Below are 15,910 nucleotides of genomic sequence, written 5' to 3' on the forward strand. Positions count from 1 at the left end.
CGTGCGTGACATTGCCGTGTTCAGCGGGTCGGCCCATCCCGACCTCGCCGCCGAGATCTGCGCCCACCTCCACGTCCCGCTGCACCCGGTGCGGGTGTCCCGGTTCGCCAACGACTGCCTGGAGGTGCAGTTGCAGGCGAACTGCCGGGAGCGCGACGTCTTCCTCATCCAGCCGCTGGTGCCGCCGGTGCAGGAGCACCTGGTCGAGCTGCTGCTCATGATCGACGCGGCCCGGGGCGCGTCGGCCGCGCGGATCACCGTGGTGCTGCCGCACTACGCGTACGCCCGGTCCGACAAGAAGGACGCCCCGCGCATCTCCATCGGTGGCCGGCTCGTCGCCGACCTGCTCACCTCCGCGGGCGCGGACCGGGTGCTGGCCATGACGCTGCACTCGCCGCAGGTGCACGGCTTCTTCAGCGTCCCGGTGGACCACCTGCACGCGCTGCGCGAGCTGGCCGCCCACTTCAAGGGGTACGACCTGAGCAACGCGGTGGTGGTCTCGCCGGACCTGGGCAACGCCAAGGAGGCCGCCGCGTTCGCCCGGATGCTCGGTACGCCGGTGGCGGCCGGCGCGAAGCAGCGTTTCAGCGACGACCGGGTGCAGATCAGCACGATCATCGGGGACGTGGCGGACCGGGACGTGATCGTGCTGGACGACGAGATCGCCAAGGGCAGCACGGTGATCGAGCTGATCTCGCACCTGCGGGAGCGGCGGGTCCGCTCGATCCGGCTGGCCTGTACGCACGGCCTGTTCTCCAGCGGGGCGCTGGAGCGGCTGAGCGCGCAGGAGGGCGTCCTGGAGATCGTCTGCACCAACACGGTGCCGATCCCGGCCCAGAAGCGGGTGCCGAAGCTGGAGGTGCTGTCGGTGGCGCCGGCGCTGGCCGAGGCGATGCGGCGGATCCACAACGGGGAGTCGGTGAGCGCCCTGTTCGCCTGACGGCGGCGGGTCAGCCGTCCCGTGGGCCGGTGACGGGCTGGCGGGTGGCGAGCGCGGCGGTGATCCGGACGACCGTGCCGGCGTCGCCGCTCTCCACCTCCATCGCGTCGCTCAGCTCCCGGGCCAGCCAGAGACCCCAGCCGCCGGCGGTGTCCGGCGCGGGCCGCTCGCGGTCGCGCAGCCGCCGTTCGCTGATCCCGGGCCCGTGGTCGGCGACCTCGCAGACCAGTTCGCCGTCCCGCTCCCAGAGCCGTAGCCAGCCCTGCCCGCCGCCGTGGCGGACCGCGTTGGTGATCAGCTCGTTGACCGCCAGCACGAAGTCGTCCAGCCGTTGGCCGGACAGGCCGGAACCGTGCGCGCAGGAGGTGACCGAGTGCCGCAGCCCGGTCACCTGCGCCTGGTCGAAGGCGGTGGCGAGAAGCAGGGAAGGTTCGATGGGCACAACCGTACGCGGTGCGGGGAGTTCTGCGTCTGTCATGACCCCGTCCCGACGATGGCTCTCGACGACTTTCGCGGCATTTCCACCGTACGTCAGGGTTTCTCGGGCCGCACCGCCCGGGGTGCCCTGGACCGGCTGTGACAGGGTGGCCCACATGCCGTCGTCCTCCGGCCTCGAGGGCCCCTTCTGGCGATCGATAGCGGTGTTCCGCTTCGCCGCGCTCGCGTACGTCGGACTGGTCGTGCTGCGCGACGCGGACCGCTACGCGCACCCGGTCGCCGCAGGCGGTGTCCTGCTCGCGATGCTGGCGTGGAGCGGCGTGACGGCGGCCGGCTACGGCCGTCCGGCCGGGCGGCGCTGGCCGCTGCTCCTGGCCGACCTCGGCGTGGTGCTGGCGATCATCCTGGTCACGCCGTGGGTGGTGGGCGGCGCGGCGCTGGCCGCCGGGGTGCCGATGCTGACCGCCGCCTGGCTGGCCGGGCCGGTGCTGGCCTGGGCGGTCTCCGGCGGGCGGCGACGTGGCGCGGTCGCCGCGATCGTCCTCGGCGGCGCCGACCTCGCCACCCGGGACCGGATCAGCCCGTCCGCGCTGACCGGGGCGATCCTCATGCTGCTCGCCGGCGTGGTGGTCGGGCACGTGGCGCGGCTGGCGGTGCAGGCGGAGGAGCGGTTGCAGCGGGCGGTGGAGCTGGAGGCGGCCACCCGCGAGCGGGAACGGCTGGCCCGCGACATCCACGACTCGGTGCTCCAGGTGCTCGCGCTGGTCCGGCGGCGCGGCGCGGACCTGGACGGCGAGGCGGCCGAGCTGGCCCGGCTGGCCGGCGAGCAGGAGGCGGCGCTGCGGGCGCTGATCGGCCGGGCGGGCGCGCCGCCGGACCCGGGCGGGGACGAGCAGGACCTGCGCGACCTGATCGACAGGTACGCCTCGGCCACGGTGGTGGTGTCCGCGCCTGCCACACCGGTGCCGTTGCCCGCGCGGACCGCCGGTGAGCTGGGCGCGGCGGTCGGCGCGGCGCTGGACAACGTGGCCCGGCACGCCGGTGGCCGGGCCTGGGTGCTGATCGAGGACGAGGAGGAGACGGTGACCGTCTCGGTACGCGACGAGGGGCCGGGCATCCCGGACGGGCGGCTGGTGGAGGCCGCCGCGCAGGGGCGGCTCGGGGTGGCGCAGTCCATCCGGGGCCGGGTGGCGGACCTGGGCGGCGAGGTGCGGATCGTGTCCGCGCCGGGCGCCGGCACCGAGATCGAGCTGGTCGTGCCGAGGAGCCGCAGGTGAGCGTCCGGGTGATGGTGGTCGACGACCACCCGATGTGGCGCGAGGGCGTGGCCCGGGACCTGACCGAGGCGGGCCACGAGGTGGTGGCGACCAGCGGCGAGGGCCGGCAGGCGGTACGGGTGGCCGCGGCGGCCCGTCCCGACCTCGTCGTGCTCGACCTCCAGCTGCCGGACATCTCCGGCGTCGAGGTGATCCGGGGCCTGCGCGCCGCGCTGCCCGACGTGCGGGTGCTCATGCTGTCGGCGAGCGGCGAGCCGCAGGGCGTGCTGGACGCGGTCAAGGCCGGCGCCACCGGCTACCTGATCAAGTCGGCCGCACCGGCGGAGTTCCTCGACGCGGTGCGCCGCACGGCGGCCGGTGAGCCGGTGTTCACGCCCGGCCTGGCCGGGCTGGTGCTGGGGGAGTACCGGCGGCTGGCCGCGGCGCCGCCCGCCCCGCACGACGACGCACCCCGGCTCACCGAACGGGAGACCGAGGTGCTGCGTCTGGTCGCCAAGGGGCTGTCCTACAAGCAGATCGCCGACCGGCTGAGCCTGTCCCACCGGACCGTGCAGAACCACGTGCAGAACACCCTGGGCAAGCTCCAGTTGCACAACCGGGTCGAGCTGACCCGGTACGCCATCGAGCGGGGCCTGGACGACTGAGCGGTCAGCGCGCCTCCGGCGGCCGGGTCTCGTGCACCGCCAGCTCCTCCGCGCTGGCCCCGCCACCGGCCGCGCCGGCGTCGTAGGCGACGTTGTCGGTCTCCTGGTCGGTGTGTGCGCCCTCGTCCGGCTCGACCAGCCGGCCCACCTGGTGGTCGGCGACGGTGCCGAGCTGGCCGTGGTCGTACACCGAGACCGGGGAGTCCGGGTCCGAGACCGGGCCCGGGTCGATCACGTCGGCGTCGAGCTGGGCCTGCGCGGCGGCCTCCTCGCTGTCCGCCTCGGCGGCGATGTCCGGGTCGACCGGGCCGGCGAGCGGATCGTCGGCGGGACGCTCGTACTGCTCGCGCTGGAGTTTGTAGTCCAGCGACTCGCCGTCGAGCTGCTCCTCCGCCGTGGTGCCGAACTGGTCCACGGCGACCGGCGTGCGGTCACCGGGGAGCTGGGCCGGCTCGGGGCCGTCCGCCTCGCGCCCGGTCAGCACGTCGTCGTTCGCGGTGGAGTCGTCGTCGGCGGTGTCGGGCAGGCCCGCCGCCTCGGGATCGGACACGGGGGTGGGGTACTCGTCGTCGCGCATGCCCGGGAACTACCCACTGCGCTCCCCGCCCTAACCGCGTCCGGCCGGGTGGATCGGGAGAAACAGTGCGAAAAGCACCTCAGTTGCGGTACGCCGCCTCGTCCTCGGCGTACAGCACGCACCACACCACCTTGCCGTCGGGCAGCGCCGTGCTGCCCCAGCGCCGGGCCACCGTGTCGATGAGCAGCAGCCCCCGCCCGCCCACCGAGTCCACCGGCGCCGGACCGCCGTACGCGGGCCGCCCGGTCGAGTGGTCCCGGACCGCGACGTGCAGCGCGCCGCCGCGCGGGGCCAGCCGGAGCGTCATCGGCGTGACCGCGTGCGCCACCACGTTGTTGACCATCTCGGTGACCGCGATGCAGGCCGGCTCGGCCAGCTCCGGCAGTCCCCACCTGGCGCAGCCGTCGGCCACCAGCACCCGCGCCTGCCGGGCGGCCTCGACCACCGGGGGCAGCGCGGCGTCGAGCGGCTCGGGCGGGGCGTCGGGGTGCGGCCCGTCCGGGTCGAGCAGCAGCCGCGCGGCGGGCCAGTCGTCCACCGCCCGGCAGACCTCGTCCAGCGCGTCGCGTGCCATCGGATCGGGGATCCGCACCCCGGACAGGTCCACGAGCAGCACCCCGGGCTGCCGCCACAGCCGGGCGAGCAGCGCGTCCCGTACGGCCTCCACCTCGGACCGGTCGAGCACCCCGGTCAGCCGGACCGTCGGCGAGGAGTCGTCGGTCTCCACCAGGCAACGCGCATCCGTCGGCATGATCGCCCCATTGTGCACCTCGGTCCACGCCCGCGCACCGGTCCGGTCGACGGGACTCACGACCGGTCGGCCCGCGACCGGCGGCTGAGCGCCGCCACCGTGCCGACAGCCGTGCCGGCGGCCAGCCCGACCGCCGCGCTCAGCCTGAGCACCTGACCGCGCCGGCCGGACCACCCGTCGGTCCGCTCCGCCGCCGCGTCCGGCGTGAAGACCGCGCCGGTGGAGTCGGCGCGTACGCCGGGGCCGAACTGGGTGCGCGCGGTGTACCAGCCCAGCACGCGCTCGGCCAGCGCCGGGGCGAGCCGCCACTGGAGCCCGATCAGCCGGGCCGCGCCGCCCGCGTACGCCTCGCGCCGGGGCCGCCGCAGCAGCTTGACGATCGTCTCGGCGACCATCTCCGGCGGGTACACCGGCGGCGGTGGGGTCAGCTCCCGGCCGGAGTGGTTGGCGGCGTGCCGGAAGAACGGCGTGTCGATGGTCGCGGGCAGCACGGTGCAGATCGAGATGGTGCCCCGGCCGGTCACCCGCAGCTCCTGCCGGACGGTGTCGGCCAGACCGCGGATCGCGTGCTTCGTCGCGTTGTACGCCGACTGGTACGGCATCGCCACCTCGGCCAGGACCGAGGCGTTGTTGACGAGCACCCCGCCGCCGGCCGCGTCGAGCCAGGGCAGCGCGGCGCGCGTCCCGTACACGGCGCCGAGCAGGTTCACGTCCACCACCCGGCGGAACTCGGCCACCGGGATCTCGTCGAACAGCCCCACGGTGCCCACCGCCGCGTTGTTGATCCAGGCGTCGATCCGGCCGAACTCGGCCACCGCCCGCCCCGCCAGCCGCTCCACCGCCTCCGGGTCGGTCACGTCGGTGGGCACCACCAGGGCCCGCCCGCCCAGTTCCCGGCAGAACGACGCGACCCGGCGCAGCGCGGACTCGGTCCGGGCGGCCAGCACCACGTCGGCGCCCCGGCGGGCCAGCGCGTACGCGGTCGCAGCGCCGATCCCGCTGGAGGCGCCGGTGATGACGACTGTGGCGTCGGAGAGGCTGCGGGTCAGCGGCATTCCCCGTCGGTACCCCGGGCCGGGGCGGTCATGCCGACCGTTTTCGCCGGTGATCGGCATCGGTCGGCTGTCCCGCCCACGGGACGCACTGGCCGGGTGACCCCGATCTGTCAGGTTTGGGCGCACCGGACCTGGGTTAATGGGACGCTCTGACCGGAGACCCCGCTCGCGAGAAACGCATGGAGGTGCACCATGCGCGTCGGCCTTGTATGCGCGCACGCCGGCTCGTCCACCGACGGTCCCACCGTCGGGACGCAGGAGCACATTGCGCGCGTGGCGGCGGAGCTCGCCGCCCGGGGCCATGACGTCCGCGTCTACGAGCGCCGTGCCGCGTCTGCCCAGCCCGCCCTGACCGAACTCGACGGCTACCGGGTGGAACGTGTCCCGGTCGGCCCGCCCGACATGCTCTCCACCGCCGAGCTGGTCCCGTTCGTCGCCGAGTACGGCCGCTGGCTGGCCGGGCAGTGGGCCGGGGACTGGACCCCCGACGTGGTGCACGGGCACTACTGGGTCGGCGGGCTGGCCGCCGCGCACGCGGTCCGCGCCACGGACATCCCGGTGGTGCAGACGTTCCACTCGCTCGGCGTGGAGCAGTTGCGGCACCTCGGCCGCGGGTACACCGGGCCGGGGGAGCGCATCCCGCTGGAGCGGGCGCTGACCCGGGCCGTGGACGTGGCGGTGGCCCAGTGCAACGACGAGGTCGACGAGCTGACCCGGATGGGCCTGCAACGCACAGCGGTGGCGATGGTGCCGACCGGCGTGGACACCGGCCAGTTCCACCCGGACGGCGAGGCGGCTCCCCGGGACCAGCGGGCCCGGATCCTCTCCGTCGGCGGGCTCGCGCCCGGACACGGCCAGGACGACCTGATCCGGGCGATGCGGCTGGTCGGTGACGCGGAGCTGGTGATCGCCGGCGGTCCGCCGCCCGAGCGGCTGGACGGGCACGCCGAGGCGCGCCGGCTGCGCGAGCTGGCCGAGCGGGCGGGCGTGGCGGAGCAGGTGAAGCTGGTCGGCGCGGTGCCGCACGACCAGATGGCCACCTGGTACCGCTCCGCCGACGTGGTGGCCTGCACCCCGCACTACGCGTCAGCCGGGCGGGTGTCGCTGGAGGCGATGGCCTGCGGCGTACCGGTGGTCGGCTACGCCATGGGCGGCATCGCCGACGCGGTGGTGGACGAGGTGACCGGCAAGCTGGTGCCGCCGGGTGACGTCCGCACGCTCGGGGTCACGCTGCGCCGGCTGCTGTCCGACAACGCCGGACGGTTCGCGTACGGGCACGCCGCCGTGGACCGGGTCCGGTGCAGCTACACCTGGGAACGGACCGCCGCCGCGCTGGAACGCCTCTACGAGCGGGTGATCGGGCGGCGCCGCCCGGCCACCCCGATCGAGCCGACGCCGGTCGAGGCGACGCCGCCGGTCGAGGTGGTCGTCTCCGAACGGGGGCCGGTCGAGGCCGCCTGAACCGGCACCATCGCGGCGCCCACCATCGCCTTCTGGCGGGCGCCGCTGTGGTGGTGCTGCGGTTCGGCGTACCGGGTCAGGCCGACCACCGCCGCGAGCGTCACCAGGAAGCCGAGCCCGGCCAGCCACTCCCGACCGGGCCAGATCTTGTCGTTGAGCAGCAGCAGGCCGACGATCGCGGCGGGTACCGCCCCGGCGGCGTCCATCGCCGCCACCGCCGCCGTGGTCGACCCCCGCTGCATGGCCAGCCCGAGCAGCAACTGGCCGATCAGCGAGTGGACGATCAGCAGGTAGAGCAGCGGGTCGCGGAGGAACGCCTCGACCGATCCGGCCGAGGCGAGCGGGCGGGCCGCCACCGCCGCGGCGGAGAACGCCATCCCGGCCAGCGAGCCGAGCACCACCGACCCGAGCGCGCCGTGCAGCCGGGCGGCGAAGAAGCCGGAGGCGGCGATCGCGAGCACCGCCACCGCCAGGCCGACCAGCCCGGCGGTGCCGAGCTGCCGTGACGGCGCCGGCTGGGCGGAGAGCACGAGCGCGGTGATGCCGGCGAACAGCAGCACCAGAAGAACCACCTCGGCCGCCGGCAGCCGCCACTTGAGCACCAGCACGCCGAGGACGGCGGTCACCCCGAGCCCGGCCGCCACGCTGGCCTGGACCAGGAACAACGGCAGGTCGCGGCGGGCCAGGAAGGCCAGCACGAAGCCGACGACCTGGCAGGTCAGGCCGATCAGGTACGTCCGGTGCCCGGCCAGGCGCAGCAGCAGCCCCGGGTCGAACGTGTGGTGCACTGTGGTCCGCGCGGCCGCGACCGACTGGAGGAGGTTGGCGAAGCCGTACGCGATGATCATCGCCGCCAGGAAGCACCAACCGGAGGAAACCACCTGGCGAGGATAGAGGCTCCCCCCGGGTCAGCGCTCGGCTGGACGGCCGAGCCGGGCCAGGATGTCGTCGTGCAGCGCCCCGTTGCTGGCCACGGCGCTGATGTCGGCGGAGTCGGCACCGGCCGGCGCGGGCCGTCCGGCCAGATCCGTGACGACTCCGCCCGCCTCGGTGACGATCGGGACCAGCGCGGCGATGTCCCACAGCGACAGCTCCGGCTCCACCATCACGTCCAGTGCACCCTCGGCCAGCAGCATGTAGCCGTAGAAGTCGCCGTACGCGCGGCTGCGCCAGGTGTCGCGCATGAGCTGGAGCACCGCGTCCAGCCGCCCGGCCTGCTCCCACCCGGTCAGCGACGAGTAGCAGAAGCTCGCGTCGCCGAGCGCTGTCACGCCGGAGACCCGGATCGGCGTGCCGTCCGCCGGACCGGTACCGGCGAACGCGCCCGCGCCGAGCGCACCCCACCAGCGGCGGCCCAGCGCCGGGGCGGAGACCAGGCCGAGCACCGGCCGGTCGTGCTCCAGCCGCGCGATCAGGGTGGCCCAGACCGGTACGCCCCGGACGAAGTTCTTCGTGCCGTCGATCGGGTCGATCACCCAGCGCCGCCCGTCCGGGCCGGCCGGCGGCTGCTCGCCGTACTCCTCGCCGAGCAGGCCGTCGCCGGGACGGTGGGCGGCCAGCAGCGCGCGGATCTCCCGCTCCACGGCGGTGTCCGCGTCGGAGACCGGGGTAAGGTCCGGCTTGGACTCGACGCGCAGGTCGAGCGCGCGGAACCGGGCCGAGGAGACGGCGTCCGCGGCGTCGGCGAGCAGGTGGGCGAGGGCGAGGTCGTCGGCGTACCCGGTCATGACGGACACGCTAGTGGCGGCGGCCCGGCCGGCGACGGCGGGTCGCCGCCGGTCCGCCGGTCAGGAACCGGCGAGCGGATCGCCGGGGTTGCGCTCCGGTTCGCGCGGGTCGCCCTCGCCGCTGCGGGAGGCCAGCAACCGGCGGTACGAGGCGAGCCGGCGCGCGTCCGCCTTCCCGGCGGCCACCCAGGCGTCGAGCGCGCAGTCCGCCTCGTCGGCGGTGTGCGGGCAGTTGGCCGGGCAGTCCACCGTCGCCTCGACCAGGTCCGGGAAGCCGTGCAGCAGGCTCTCGGCGGACACGTGGGCCAGCCCGAAGCTGCGTACCCCCGGGGTGTCGACGATCCAGCCGGTGTCGCCGTCGGCGCCGGGCTCGGCGGGCAGCCGCAGCGCCACGGCGCTGGTCGAGGTGTGCCGGCCCCGGCCGATCGCGCTGACCGTGCCCACCGCCCGTTCGGCGTCCGGGACGAGGCGGTTGACGAGCGTCGACTTGCCCACGCCGGAGTGACCCACCATCACCGAGACCCGGCCGGCGAGCAGTGCCCGCAGCGCGGCCAGGTCGGAGTCCGGGCGGATCAGCACGTACGGCAGCTCCAGCTCGGTGTAGTAGCCGAGCACCGCCTCCGGGCCGGCCAGGTCGGCCTTGGTGAGGCAGAGCAGCGGCTCGATGTCGGCGTCGTACGCGGCCACCAGGCAGCGGTCGATGAACCCGGTACGCGGCGGCGGGTCGGCGAGCGCGCTGACGATCACCAGCTGGTCGGCGTTGGCGACCACCACCCGTTCCAGCCGCCCCTCGGCGGTGGTCTCGTCGTCGTCGGCGGTACGCCGCAGCACCGAGGTCCGCTCGGCGATGCGCACGATCCGGGCCAGCGCGCCCGGCGCCCCGGACGTGTCCCCGACCAGACCCACCCGGTCGCCCACCACCACCGACTTGCGTCCCAGCTCGCGGGCGCGCATGGCGGTCACGAGCGGCGCGTCCGGCCCGGCTCCGGGGAGCACGCAGGTGTAGCGGCCCCGGTCGACGGCGATGACGAACCCGTCGACGGCGTCGGCGTGCCGGGGCCGGGTGCGCGTACGCGGGCGCGACGACCGGCCCGGTCGTACCCGGACGTCGTCCTCGTCGTACTCGCGCCGCTTCGTCGCCAGGACGTCCCCCCGCTGTCAGTTCTTGCCGGTCACCATCCCCGACCATAGTGCCGGGAACTCCGGCATGGTCTTGGAGGTGCACGCCACGTCGTCGACCTCGATGCCGGGGACGGCGAGCCCGGCCACCGCCGCCGCGTGCGCCATCCGGTGGTCGGCGTACGTGCGGAACGTCCCGCCGCGAAGCGGGCGGGGCCGGATGTCCAGTCCGTCGCGGGTCTCGGTGATGTCCGCGCCGAGCGCGGTGAACTCCTTGGCGAGCGCGGTGACCCGGTCGGTCTCGTGGCCGCGGATGTGGCCGATGCCGGTGAGCCGGGACGGGCCGTCGGCGAGCAGCGTGAGCGCGGTCAGCACCGGGGTCAGTTCGCCGACGTCGGAGAGGTCGGCGTCGAGCCCGCGCACCGTGCCGGTGCCGCGCACGGTCAGGCCGTCGGTGCCGAGGCTCACCTCGCCGCCCATCCGGTGCAGCAGCTCCCGGAGCCGCTCGACCGGCTGGAGGCTGCTGCGCGGCCAGCCCTGCAGCGTCACCTCGCCGCCGGTGACCAGTGCGGCGGCGAAGAACGGCGCCGCGCCGGACAGGTCCGGCTCGATCTCCCAGCCGCGCCCGGACAGCGGGCCCGGCTCGACCGTCCAGACGTCGGGCGTGGTGTCGTCCACGGCGGCGCCGGCGGCACGCAGCATCTGCACCGTCATCCGCACGTGCGGCGCGGACGGCACCGGCGGCCCCACGTGCCGGACCACGACGCCCCTGTCGAAGCGCGGCGCGGCCAGCAGCAGCCCGGAGACGAGCTGACTGGACGCGGAGGCGTCGATCACCACGTCGCCGCCGGTCACCCGGCCCGCGCCGAGCACGACGAGCGGCAGGCTGCCGGCCGGTGGCGCGTCGATCCGGACGCCGAGCGCGCGCAGCGCGCCGATCAGCGGCCCGAGCGGGCGGGTCCGGGCGTGCGCGTCGCCGTCGAACGTGACCCGCCCGGCGGCCAGCCCGGCCACCGGGGGCAGGAACCGCATCACGGTGCCGGCCAGGCCGACGTCGACGTGCGCCGGACCGGCCAGCGGGTAGGGGCGGACCAGCCAGCGGTCGTCGTCCGAGATCGACATGTGGGCGCCGAGGGCGCGCAGGCCACCGGCCATCAGTTCGGTGTCCCGGGCGCGCAGCGGCCGGGCGAGTGTCGACGGCCCGCCGGCGAGCGCGGCGAGCACCAGGGCCCGGGCGGTCATCGACTTGGAGCCGGGCAGGCGCAGCGTCGCGGCGACCGGGTCGCTCGCGGTCGGCGCGGTCCACTGCTGCGGCGGACGCGTCGCGGTCGGATTGCTCACCGTTACATTCTGCCAAGCTCGCGGGCCGGTGGAACCGCCCGTCGCCTCTGCTCCCGTTGGGCGGGACAGCCGGAACGTCCGGATGCGGCTAGCGTGGGCGCCATGTGCGGGAGGTACGCCACGACCCGGAGCGCCGCCGACCTGAGCGCGCTGTTCGAGTCGGCCGACGAGACCGGCGGGGTGACGCCGGACTACAACGTCGCGCCGACCGACCCGGTGCCGCTGGTCCGGCTCGCCCCGGACGGTCATCGACTGCTCTCCCTCGGCCGCTGGGGCCTGCTCCCGCAGTGGTCGCGCAGCGCCGCCGGGGCCGCCCGCATGATCAACGCGCGGGCCGAGACGGTGGCCACCAGCCGGGCGTACGCGCCGTCCTTCGCCCGCCGCCGCTGCCTGGTCCCCGCCGACGGGTGGTACGAGTGGGTCCGCCTCGCCGACGGCGGGCGTCAGCCCTACTTCATGACCCCGCGGGACGGCTCGGTCCTGGCCTTCGCCGGCATCTGGTCGGTCTGGGAGTCGGCCGGCGCGGCCCGGCTCACGTTCAGCGTGCTCACCACCGCCGCAACCGGCGAGCTGGCCGAGGTGCACGACCGGATGCCGCTGCTGCTGTCGCCGGAGCGCTGGGCGGAGTGGCTCGGCCCGGCCGAGGAGCCGGCGGAACTGCTCGCGCCGCCGGACGCCGGCCTGCTCGCCGGGCTGGAGATCCGGCCCGTGTCCCGGGCCGTCGGCGACGTCCGCAACGACGGCCCGGAGCTGGTCGCCGCGGTGGCTCCGGCGGGTGCCGGGACGCCCGCCGGACCGACGCTGTTCTGATCACGCTCCGCCACATGCGGGTGCCCCGTTTGTCGGGGTTGGGCCGGAAAAGTCGCCCGGACGTTCAGTCAGTTTCATTGAAGACCCTTGTCCTTACGTATTCGAATGCGATAGAACACAGCGCCGGTGATGGGCGTCTGTTCGCACGGGGCGGATGACATCCATCGATCTTGTGAGAGATCTACGCCGGTTCCCACGGGGGAGGTGGGTGTATTGACACGGGCACGTATGCCGCGTCCGCACGAGGTAGCCGCCGCACGGCGCGATCCGCGACTGCTGCGGGCGCTGAGCGAACGACGCCAGGACGACGCGTGGCGCACCAGGGGCACCTGTCAGAACGTCGATCCGGAGACGTTCTTTCCGGCACCGAACGAACCGGCCGACGCGGCGGTGGCGCTCTGCCGCACCTGCGACGTCCAGGGCTCCTGCCTGGCCTGGGCGCTTGAGGTGGGCGACTGCCACGGCGTCTGGGGCGGCACCACGCCGCGTGAGCGGCGCGCCATGCTGGTGGCCTGGCGCAGCGAGGTGCAGCCGGATCCGGACGCGCTCGACGACGCCGGTCCGCCGGTGCGCGACCGCCTGCTCACGCTGGTTCCGCTGAGCTGATCCCGACGTCGCCGGTGGCCCGCTCCGGCTGGCCGCGGGCGACGTCGGCGTTTCCGCGCCGGACCACCGTCGGGCGCGCCGGTCCGCGCAGAATGGGCCGGTGCGGCACGACGACGAGATCGACACTCCACGCGGGCCCGCCCGGCTCCGCTTCGACACACCCGCCGACGCCACCACGGTGCTGGTGCTCGGGCACGGCGCCGGTGGTGACGTGGACGCGCCCGACCTGACCGCGGTGCGGGACGCGGTGCTCGCCGCCGGGGCCGGGGTGGCCCTGGTGACCCAGCCGTACCGGGTGGCCGGGCGACGCGCGCCCGCTCCCGCGGGGCACCTCGACGAGGCGTGGACGGCGGTCCTGGCCGACCTGCGCCGACGTGCCCCGCTGGTGCGCCACTGGGTGGTCGGCGGCCGGTCCAGCGGAGCCCGGGTGGCCTGCCGTACCGCCACCGCCGTCGGCGCGGCCGGAGTCGTCGCGCTGGCGTTCCCGCTGCACCCGCCGGGACGACCGGAACGCTCCCGGGCCGGCGAACTGCTCACCGGGCTGCCCACGCTCGTCGTCAACGGCGACCGGGATCCGTTCGGCGTGCCCGAGCCGGGCCCCGGCATCGAGGTGGTGGTCCGGCCGGGGGAGCGCCACGACCTGCGCCGCGATCCGGCCGGTACGGCCGCCGTGGTGCGGGACTGGCTGCGCGTACACGGGTGGTCGTCCTGACCGGGCGGCGCGCGCCGTGACCGTCCGGCGCGGCGGGTCGTTGCACCGGTTGGTGCCGGCCGCCCGGTTCGGGCGCGCCGGGGCCACCCTCCCAGGCCCTTCCTGGTCCCAGCGTCGGTCGCGGCCGAGGCCGGGACCAGGATCGGGTGGGGCCGGAGGAATGCCACGCCCCACAACTCGCGTTGTCTCCCTGTGGACGACGACAGAGCCATCGCGAGGGGGGTGACCGGTGCCGATCGAGACACGGAGCCGGGAACGGGACGAACGGGACGAGCGCCAGCTCCGGCGGCTGCTCGACGCGCCGGAGTGGCCCGCGGCGGCGTCGGTCGTGAGCACCGGCACACACTCCGGAAGTGAATCTGCCGGTAAGTGGGTACGCGTATCCTCGGCGGGAAAGCATCCGACGCGAGGGGATGTGCGGTTGACCACCGAGAAGACGGACGAGCGCAGGGCCCGCTTCGAGCGGGACGCGATGCCCTTCGTCGATCAGCTCTACGCTGCCGGGCTGCGGATGACCCGCAACCCGGCGGACGCGGAGGACCTGGTTCAGGAGACGTACCTGAAGGCGTACGCCGCCTTCCACCAGTTCGAGCAGGGCACGAACCTGAAGGCCTGGCTCTACCGGATCCTGACCAACACCTACATCAACACCTACCGCAAGCGGCAGCGCCAGCCCATCCAGGCGCCGACCGAGGAGATCACCGACTGGCAGCTCGCCGAGGCCGAGTCGCACACGTCCAGCGGCCTGCGCTCGGCCGAGACGGAGGCGCTCGACCGGCTGCCGGACAGCGACGTCAAGGAGGCCCTCCAGCAGTTGCCGGAGGAGTTCCGCCTGGCCGTCTACCTGACCGACGTCGAGGGCTTCTCCTACAAGGAGGTCGCCGACATCATGGGCACGCCGATCGGCACCGTGATGTCCCGTCTGCACCGTGGCCGACGTAATCTGCGGAAGCTGCTGGAGCAGTACGCGGCGGAGCGGGGTTTCAGCGCCGCCTCGTCGAAGAAGGGTTCGACCGCCGCCGCCGGCCGGGAGGTGTGACCGTGAGCTGTGGACAACCGCACGAGACGGACTGCCACGAGGTCCTCGCCGAGGTCTACCTCTACCTCGACCTGGAGTGCGCCGAGGAGCGCCGGGTGCTGATCCGGCACCACCTGGACGAGTGCGGGCCGTGCCTGCGCGAGTACGGCATCGAGCAGGAGGTCAAGGCGCTCGTCGCCCGGTGCTGCGGCAACGAGGCGGCCCCGGAGAAGCTGCGGGAGCGGCTGCGCCTGCGGCTGACCGAGCTGGTGGTCTTCGAGACCACCGAGTCCCGCGAACTGGCCGACTGACGAACGACGCGAAACGGCCCGGGTCCGATCACGGACCCGGGCCGTCGCGCTGTCCGGCGACTGCGCCGCCTGATCGGATGATCAGGAGTTGGGGCGCTTGCCGTGGTTGGCGCCGCTCTTCTTACGGGCCTTCTTCTTGCGGGCCTTCTTCGCCATGCTCTGCCTCCTTGTGCTGGTCACGGTTCCGTCCGCGGCGGAGCGCGGCGGAGGTCGCGGTGTGGCCCACCGGGCTCGCCGGTGGCCGACCCGCACGATGCTAGTGCCGTCACCGCCCGCCGGGGCGCGGCGGGGCGGATCGCGGCCCGGTGGTGCGCGGCCCGGCGTGACCGGCGTCATGATTGGATACCGTTCGCAGGATTGTCGGGGAGCTGTCGGGGAGAAGGAGGGCCGCGAGATGGCCGAGGAGATCCGCGCCGAGATGGTGGCGAACGTCTGGAAGGTCGTCGTGGCGGCCGGCGACACGGTGTCCGAGGGCGACACCCTCGTCATCCTGGAGTCGATGAAGATGGAGATCCCGGTGGTCGCCGAGTCCGACGGCGTGGTGCAGAAGCTCGCCGTCAACGAGGGCGACGTGGTGCAGGACGGCGACCTGATCGCGGAGATCGGTTGACCGGCCTGCGGGTGCGCCGCGCCGAGCCGGCGGACTTCCCCGTCGTGGCCCGGCTGACCGTCGCCGCGTACGAGGCGGACGGCCAGCTCAAGGACGAGAGCGGGTACGCGCCGGTGCTCGCCGACGTGGCCGGCCGCGCCGAGACCGGCGAGGTGCTGGTGGCCGTCGACGACGCCACCGGCCAGGTGCTCGGTGCGGTGACGTTCGTGCTGCCCGGCACCCCGTACGCCGAACTGGCCGGCCCGGGCGAGGCCGAGTTCCGGATGCTCGCTGTGGATCCGGCCGCGCAGGGCCGGGGCGCGGGCGCCGCGCTCGCGTCCGCGTGCGTGGCGCGCGCCACGGAGCTGGGCTGCACGGCTGTGGTGATCTGCGTCCGCGCCGGGATGGCGGCGAACGCCCACCGCCTCTACGAGCGGCTCGGTTTCGTCAGGTACCCGGAGAAGGACTGGACGCCGCTGCCCGGCATCGACCTGCGCGGCCTGCGTCTGGACCTGAGCGCGGCGGGCTGAACCG

Annotated in this window: 20 protein-coding genes; 11 read left to right on the top strand and 9 right to left on the bottom strand. The window is 74.7% G+C overall.

Translation table 11 applies throughout. The annotated features are described in order from the left end of the window. The first annotated feature begins 1 nt into the window (after position 1). Complete coding sequence (locus ACPCK6_RS08055) at positions 2 to 940, top strand: ribose-phosphate diphosphokinase (RefSeq protein ID WP_194800484.1); 939 nt, start codon at positions 2 to 4, stop codon at positions 938 to 940. Between the two features lie 10 nt (positions 941 to 950). Here the strand turns inward: ACPCK6_RS08055 and ACPCK6_RS08060 are convergent, their stop codons facing one another. Next, on the bottom strand, positions 951 to 1,418 hold the full coding sequence (locus ACPCK6_RS08060; RefSeq protein WP_318335579.1) for an ATP-binding protein: 468 nt from the start codon (positions 1,416 to 1,418) through the stop codon (positions 951 to 953). A 115-nt stretch (positions 1,419 to 1,533) separates the two neighbouring features. Here ACPCK6_RS08060 and macS point away from each other — a divergent pair, with 115 nt between their 5' ends. Next, complete coding sequence (macS, locus tag ACPCK6_RS08065; protein ID WP_423480759.1) at positions 1,534 to 2,655, top strand: MacS family sensor histidine kinase; 1,122 nt, start codon at positions 1,534 to 1,536, stop codon at positions 2,653 to 2,655. Positions 2,656 to 2,666: 11 nt separating this feature from the next. Continuing rightward, the gene (locus tag ACPCK6_RS08070; protein ID WP_423480774.1) at positions 2,667 to 3,299 is read left to right on the top strand and encodes a response regulator; all 633 of its coding nucleotides are present in this window, start codon (positions 2,667 to 2,669) and stop codon (positions 3,297 to 3,299) included. A 4-nt stretch (positions 3,300 to 3,303) separates the two neighbouring features. On the opposite strand, the gene ACPCK6_RS08075 is transcribed toward ACPCK6_RS08070, so the two are convergent. The 3 genes from ACPCK6_RS08075 to ACPCK6_RS08085 all read right to left on the bottom strand — a co-directional run bounded on the left by ACPCK6_RS08075 (position 3,304) and on the right by ACPCK6_RS08085 (position 5,682). Further along, entirely contained in the window at positions 3,304 to 3,876 is a 573-nt protein-coding gene (locus ACPCK6_RS08075; RefSeq protein WP_174533914.1) for a DUF5709 domain-containing protein, read from the bottom strand. A 79-nt stretch (positions 3,877 to 3,955) separates the two neighbouring features. Then, the gene (locus ACPCK6_RS08080) at positions 3,956 to 4,627 is read right to left on the bottom strand and encodes an ATP-binding protein (RefSeq protein ID WP_396881147.1); all 672 of its coding nucleotides are present in this window, start codon (positions 4,625 to 4,627) and stop codon (positions 3,956 to 3,958) included. Positions 4,628 to 4,683: 56 nt separating this feature from the next. After that, positions 4,684 to 5,682 (bottom strand): SDR family oxidoreductase, encoded by a 999-nt coding sequence (locus tag ACPCK6_RS08085; RefSeq protein WP_423480760.1) that lies wholly within the window; start codon positions 5,680 to 5,682, stop codon positions 4,684 to 4,686. Between the two features lie 192 nt (positions 5,683 to 5,874). On the opposite strand from ACPCK6_RS08085, the gene ACPCK6_RS08090 reads away from it, so the two are divergent. After that, positions 5,875 to 7,143, top strand: coding sequence for a glycosyltransferase (locus tag ACPCK6_RS08090; RefSeq protein ID WP_396881149.1), 1,269 nt, complete (start codon positions 5,875 to 5,877; stop codon positions 7,141 to 7,143). On the opposite strand, the gene ACPCK6_RS08095 is transcribed toward ACPCK6_RS08090, so the two are convergent. From ACPCK6_RS08095 to aroA, 4 genes are all read right to left on the bottom strand, one after another. After that, entirely contained in the window at positions 7,026 to 7,991 is a 966-nt protein-coding gene (locus ACPCK6_RS08095) for a hypothetical protein (protein WP_423480775.1), read from the bottom strand. The two genes, ACPCK6_RS08090 and ACPCK6_RS08095, sit on opposite strands and share 118 nt — an antisense overlap. Positions 7,992 to 8,051: 60 nt before the next feature. Continuing rightward, positions 8,052 to 8,870, bottom strand: coding sequence for a histidinol-phosphatase (gene hisN, locus ACPCK6_RS08100; protein WP_423480761.1), 819 nt, complete (start codon positions 8,868 to 8,870; stop codon positions 8,052 to 8,054). A gap of 60 nt (positions 8,871 to 8,930) precedes the next feature. After that, positions 8,931 to 9,866 carry a ribosome small subunit-dependent GTPase A gene (rsgA, locus tag ACPCK6_RS08105; RefSeq protein ID WP_269697612.1) on the bottom strand — a complete coding sequence of 312 codons (936 nt, stop codon included), beginning with the start codon at positions 9,864 to 9,866 and terminating at the stop codon, positions 8,931 to 8,933. A gap of 162 nt (positions 9,867 to 10,028) precedes the next feature. Further along, positions 10,029 to 11,330: a 3-phosphoshikimate 1-carboxyvinyltransferase gene (gene aroA, locus ACPCK6_RS08110; protein ID WP_396881151.1), complete on the bottom strand. Its 1,302-nt coding sequence runs from the start codon at positions 11,328 to 11,330 to the stop codon at positions 10,029 to 10,031. A 102-nt stretch (positions 11,331 to 11,432) separates the two neighbouring features. Here aroA and ACPCK6_RS08115 point away from each other — a divergent pair, with 102 nt between their 5' ends. The 5 genes from ACPCK6_RS08115 (at position 11,433) to rsrA (ending at position 14,787) form a co-directional block, all read left to right on the top strand. Next, entirely contained in the window at positions 11,433 to 12,140 is a 708-nt protein-coding gene (locus ACPCK6_RS08115) for an SOS response-associated peptidase (protein ID WP_423480762.1), read from the top strand. Between the two features lie 213 nt (positions 12,141 to 12,353). After that, positions 12,354 to 12,746 carry a WhiB family transcriptional regulator gene (locus ACPCK6_RS08120; protein WP_013288375.1) on the top strand — a complete coding sequence of 131 codons (393 nt, stop codon included), beginning with the start codon at positions 12,354 to 12,356 and terminating at the stop codon, positions 12,744 to 12,746. A 100-nt stretch (positions 12,747 to 12,846) separates the two neighbouring features. Continuing rightward, complete coding sequence (locus ACPCK6_RS08125; RefSeq protein WP_423480763.1) at positions 12,847 to 13,458, top strand: alpha/beta hydrolase family protein; 612 nt, start codon at positions 12,847 to 12,849, stop codon at positions 13,456 to 13,458. Between the two features lie 229 nt (positions 13,459 to 13,687). Then, the gene (locus tag ACPCK6_RS08130; protein ID WP_120573278.1) at positions 13,688 to 14,497 is read left to right on the top strand and encodes a sigma-70 family RNA polymerase sigma factor; all 810 of its coding nucleotides are present in this window, start codon (positions 13,688 to 13,690) and stop codon (positions 14,495 to 14,497) included. 2 nt (positions 14,498 to 14,499) lie between these two features. After that, complete coding sequence (rsrA, locus tag ACPCK6_RS08135) at positions 14,500 to 14,787, top strand: mycothiol system anti-sigma-R factor (RefSeq protein ID WP_135241896.1); 288 nt, start codon at positions 14,500 to 14,502, stop codon at positions 14,785 to 14,787. An 81-nt stretch (positions 14,788 to 14,868) separates the two neighbouring features. Here the strand turns inward: rsrA and ACPCK6_RS08140 are convergent, their stop codons facing one another. Then, on the bottom strand, positions 14,869 to 14,943 hold the full coding sequence (locus tag ACPCK6_RS08140) for a 50S ribosomal protein bL37 (RefSeq protein ID WP_369700219.1): 75 nt from the start codon (positions 14,941 to 14,943) through the stop codon (positions 14,869 to 14,871). A gap of 238 nt (positions 14,944 to 15,181) precedes the next feature. On the opposite strand from ACPCK6_RS08140, the gene ACPCK6_RS08145 reads away from it, so the two are divergent. After that, the gene (locus ACPCK6_RS08145; RefSeq protein ID WP_135241895.1) at positions 15,182 to 15,397 is read left to right on the top strand and encodes a biotin/lipoyl-binding carrier protein; all 216 of its coding nucleotides are present in this window, start codon (positions 15,182 to 15,184) and stop codon (positions 15,395 to 15,397) included. Then, entirely contained in the window at positions 15,394 to 15,906 is a 513-nt protein-coding gene (locus ACPCK6_RS08150; RefSeq protein ID WP_396881154.1) for a GNAT family N-acetyltransferase, read from the top strand. Before ACPCK6_RS08145 ends, ACPCK6_RS08150 begins: the two co-directional genes overlap by 4 nt. Positions 15,907 to 15,910: the final 4 nt, after the last annotated feature.

The sequence above is a fragment of the Micromonospora sp. AB353 genome (assembly GCF_049538395.1).
Taxonomy (GTDB): Bacteria; Actinomycetota; Actinomycetes; order Mycobacteriales; family Micromonosporaceae; genus Micromonospora; species Micromonospora aurantiaca.

Coding starts and splice junctions, on each gene's coding strand:
- ACPCK6_RS08060 (WP_318335579.1), bottom strand. CDS start 1,418: ATGACAGACGCAGAACTCCCCGCACCGCGTACGGTTGTGCCCATCGAA.
- macS (WP_423480759.1), top strand. CDS start 1,534: ATGCCGTCGTCCTCCGGCCTCGAGGGCCCCTTCTGGCGATCGATAGCG.
- ACPCK6_RS08070 (WP_423480774.1), top strand. CDS start 2,667: ATGGTGGTCGACGACCACCCGATGTGGCGCGAGGGCGTGGCCCGGGAC.
- ACPCK6_RS08075 (WP_174533914.1), bottom strand. CDS start 3,876: ATGCGCGACGACGAGTACCCCACCCCCGTGTCCGATCCCGAGGCGGCG.
- ACPCK6_RS08080 (WP_396881147.1), bottom strand. CDS start 4,627: ATGCCGACGGATGCGCGTTGCCTGGTGGAGACCGACGACTCCTCGCCG.
- ACPCK6_RS08085 (WP_423480760.1), bottom strand. CDS start 5,682: ATGCCGCTGACCCGCAGCCTCTCCGACGCCACAGTCGTCATCACCGGC.
- ACPCK6_RS08090 (WP_396881149.1), top strand. CDS start 5,875: ATGCGCGTCGGCCTTGTATGCGCGCACGCCGGCTCGTCCACCGACGGT.
- ACPCK6_RS08095 (WP_423480775.1), bottom strand. CDS start 7,991: ATGATCATCGCGTACGGCTTCGCCAACCTCCTCCAGTCGGTCGCGGCC.
- hisN (WP_423480761.1), bottom strand. CDS start 8,870: ATGACCGGGTACGCCGACGACCTCGCCCTCGCCCACCTGCTCGCCGAC.
- ACPCK6_RS08115 (WP_423480762.1), top strand. CDS start 11,433: ATGTGCGGGAGGTACGCCACGACCCGGAGCGCCGCCGACCTGAGCGCG.
- ACPCK6_RS08145 (WP_135241895.1), top strand. CDS start 15,182: ATGGCCGAGGAGATCCGCGCCGAGATGGTGGCGAACGTCTGGAAGGTC.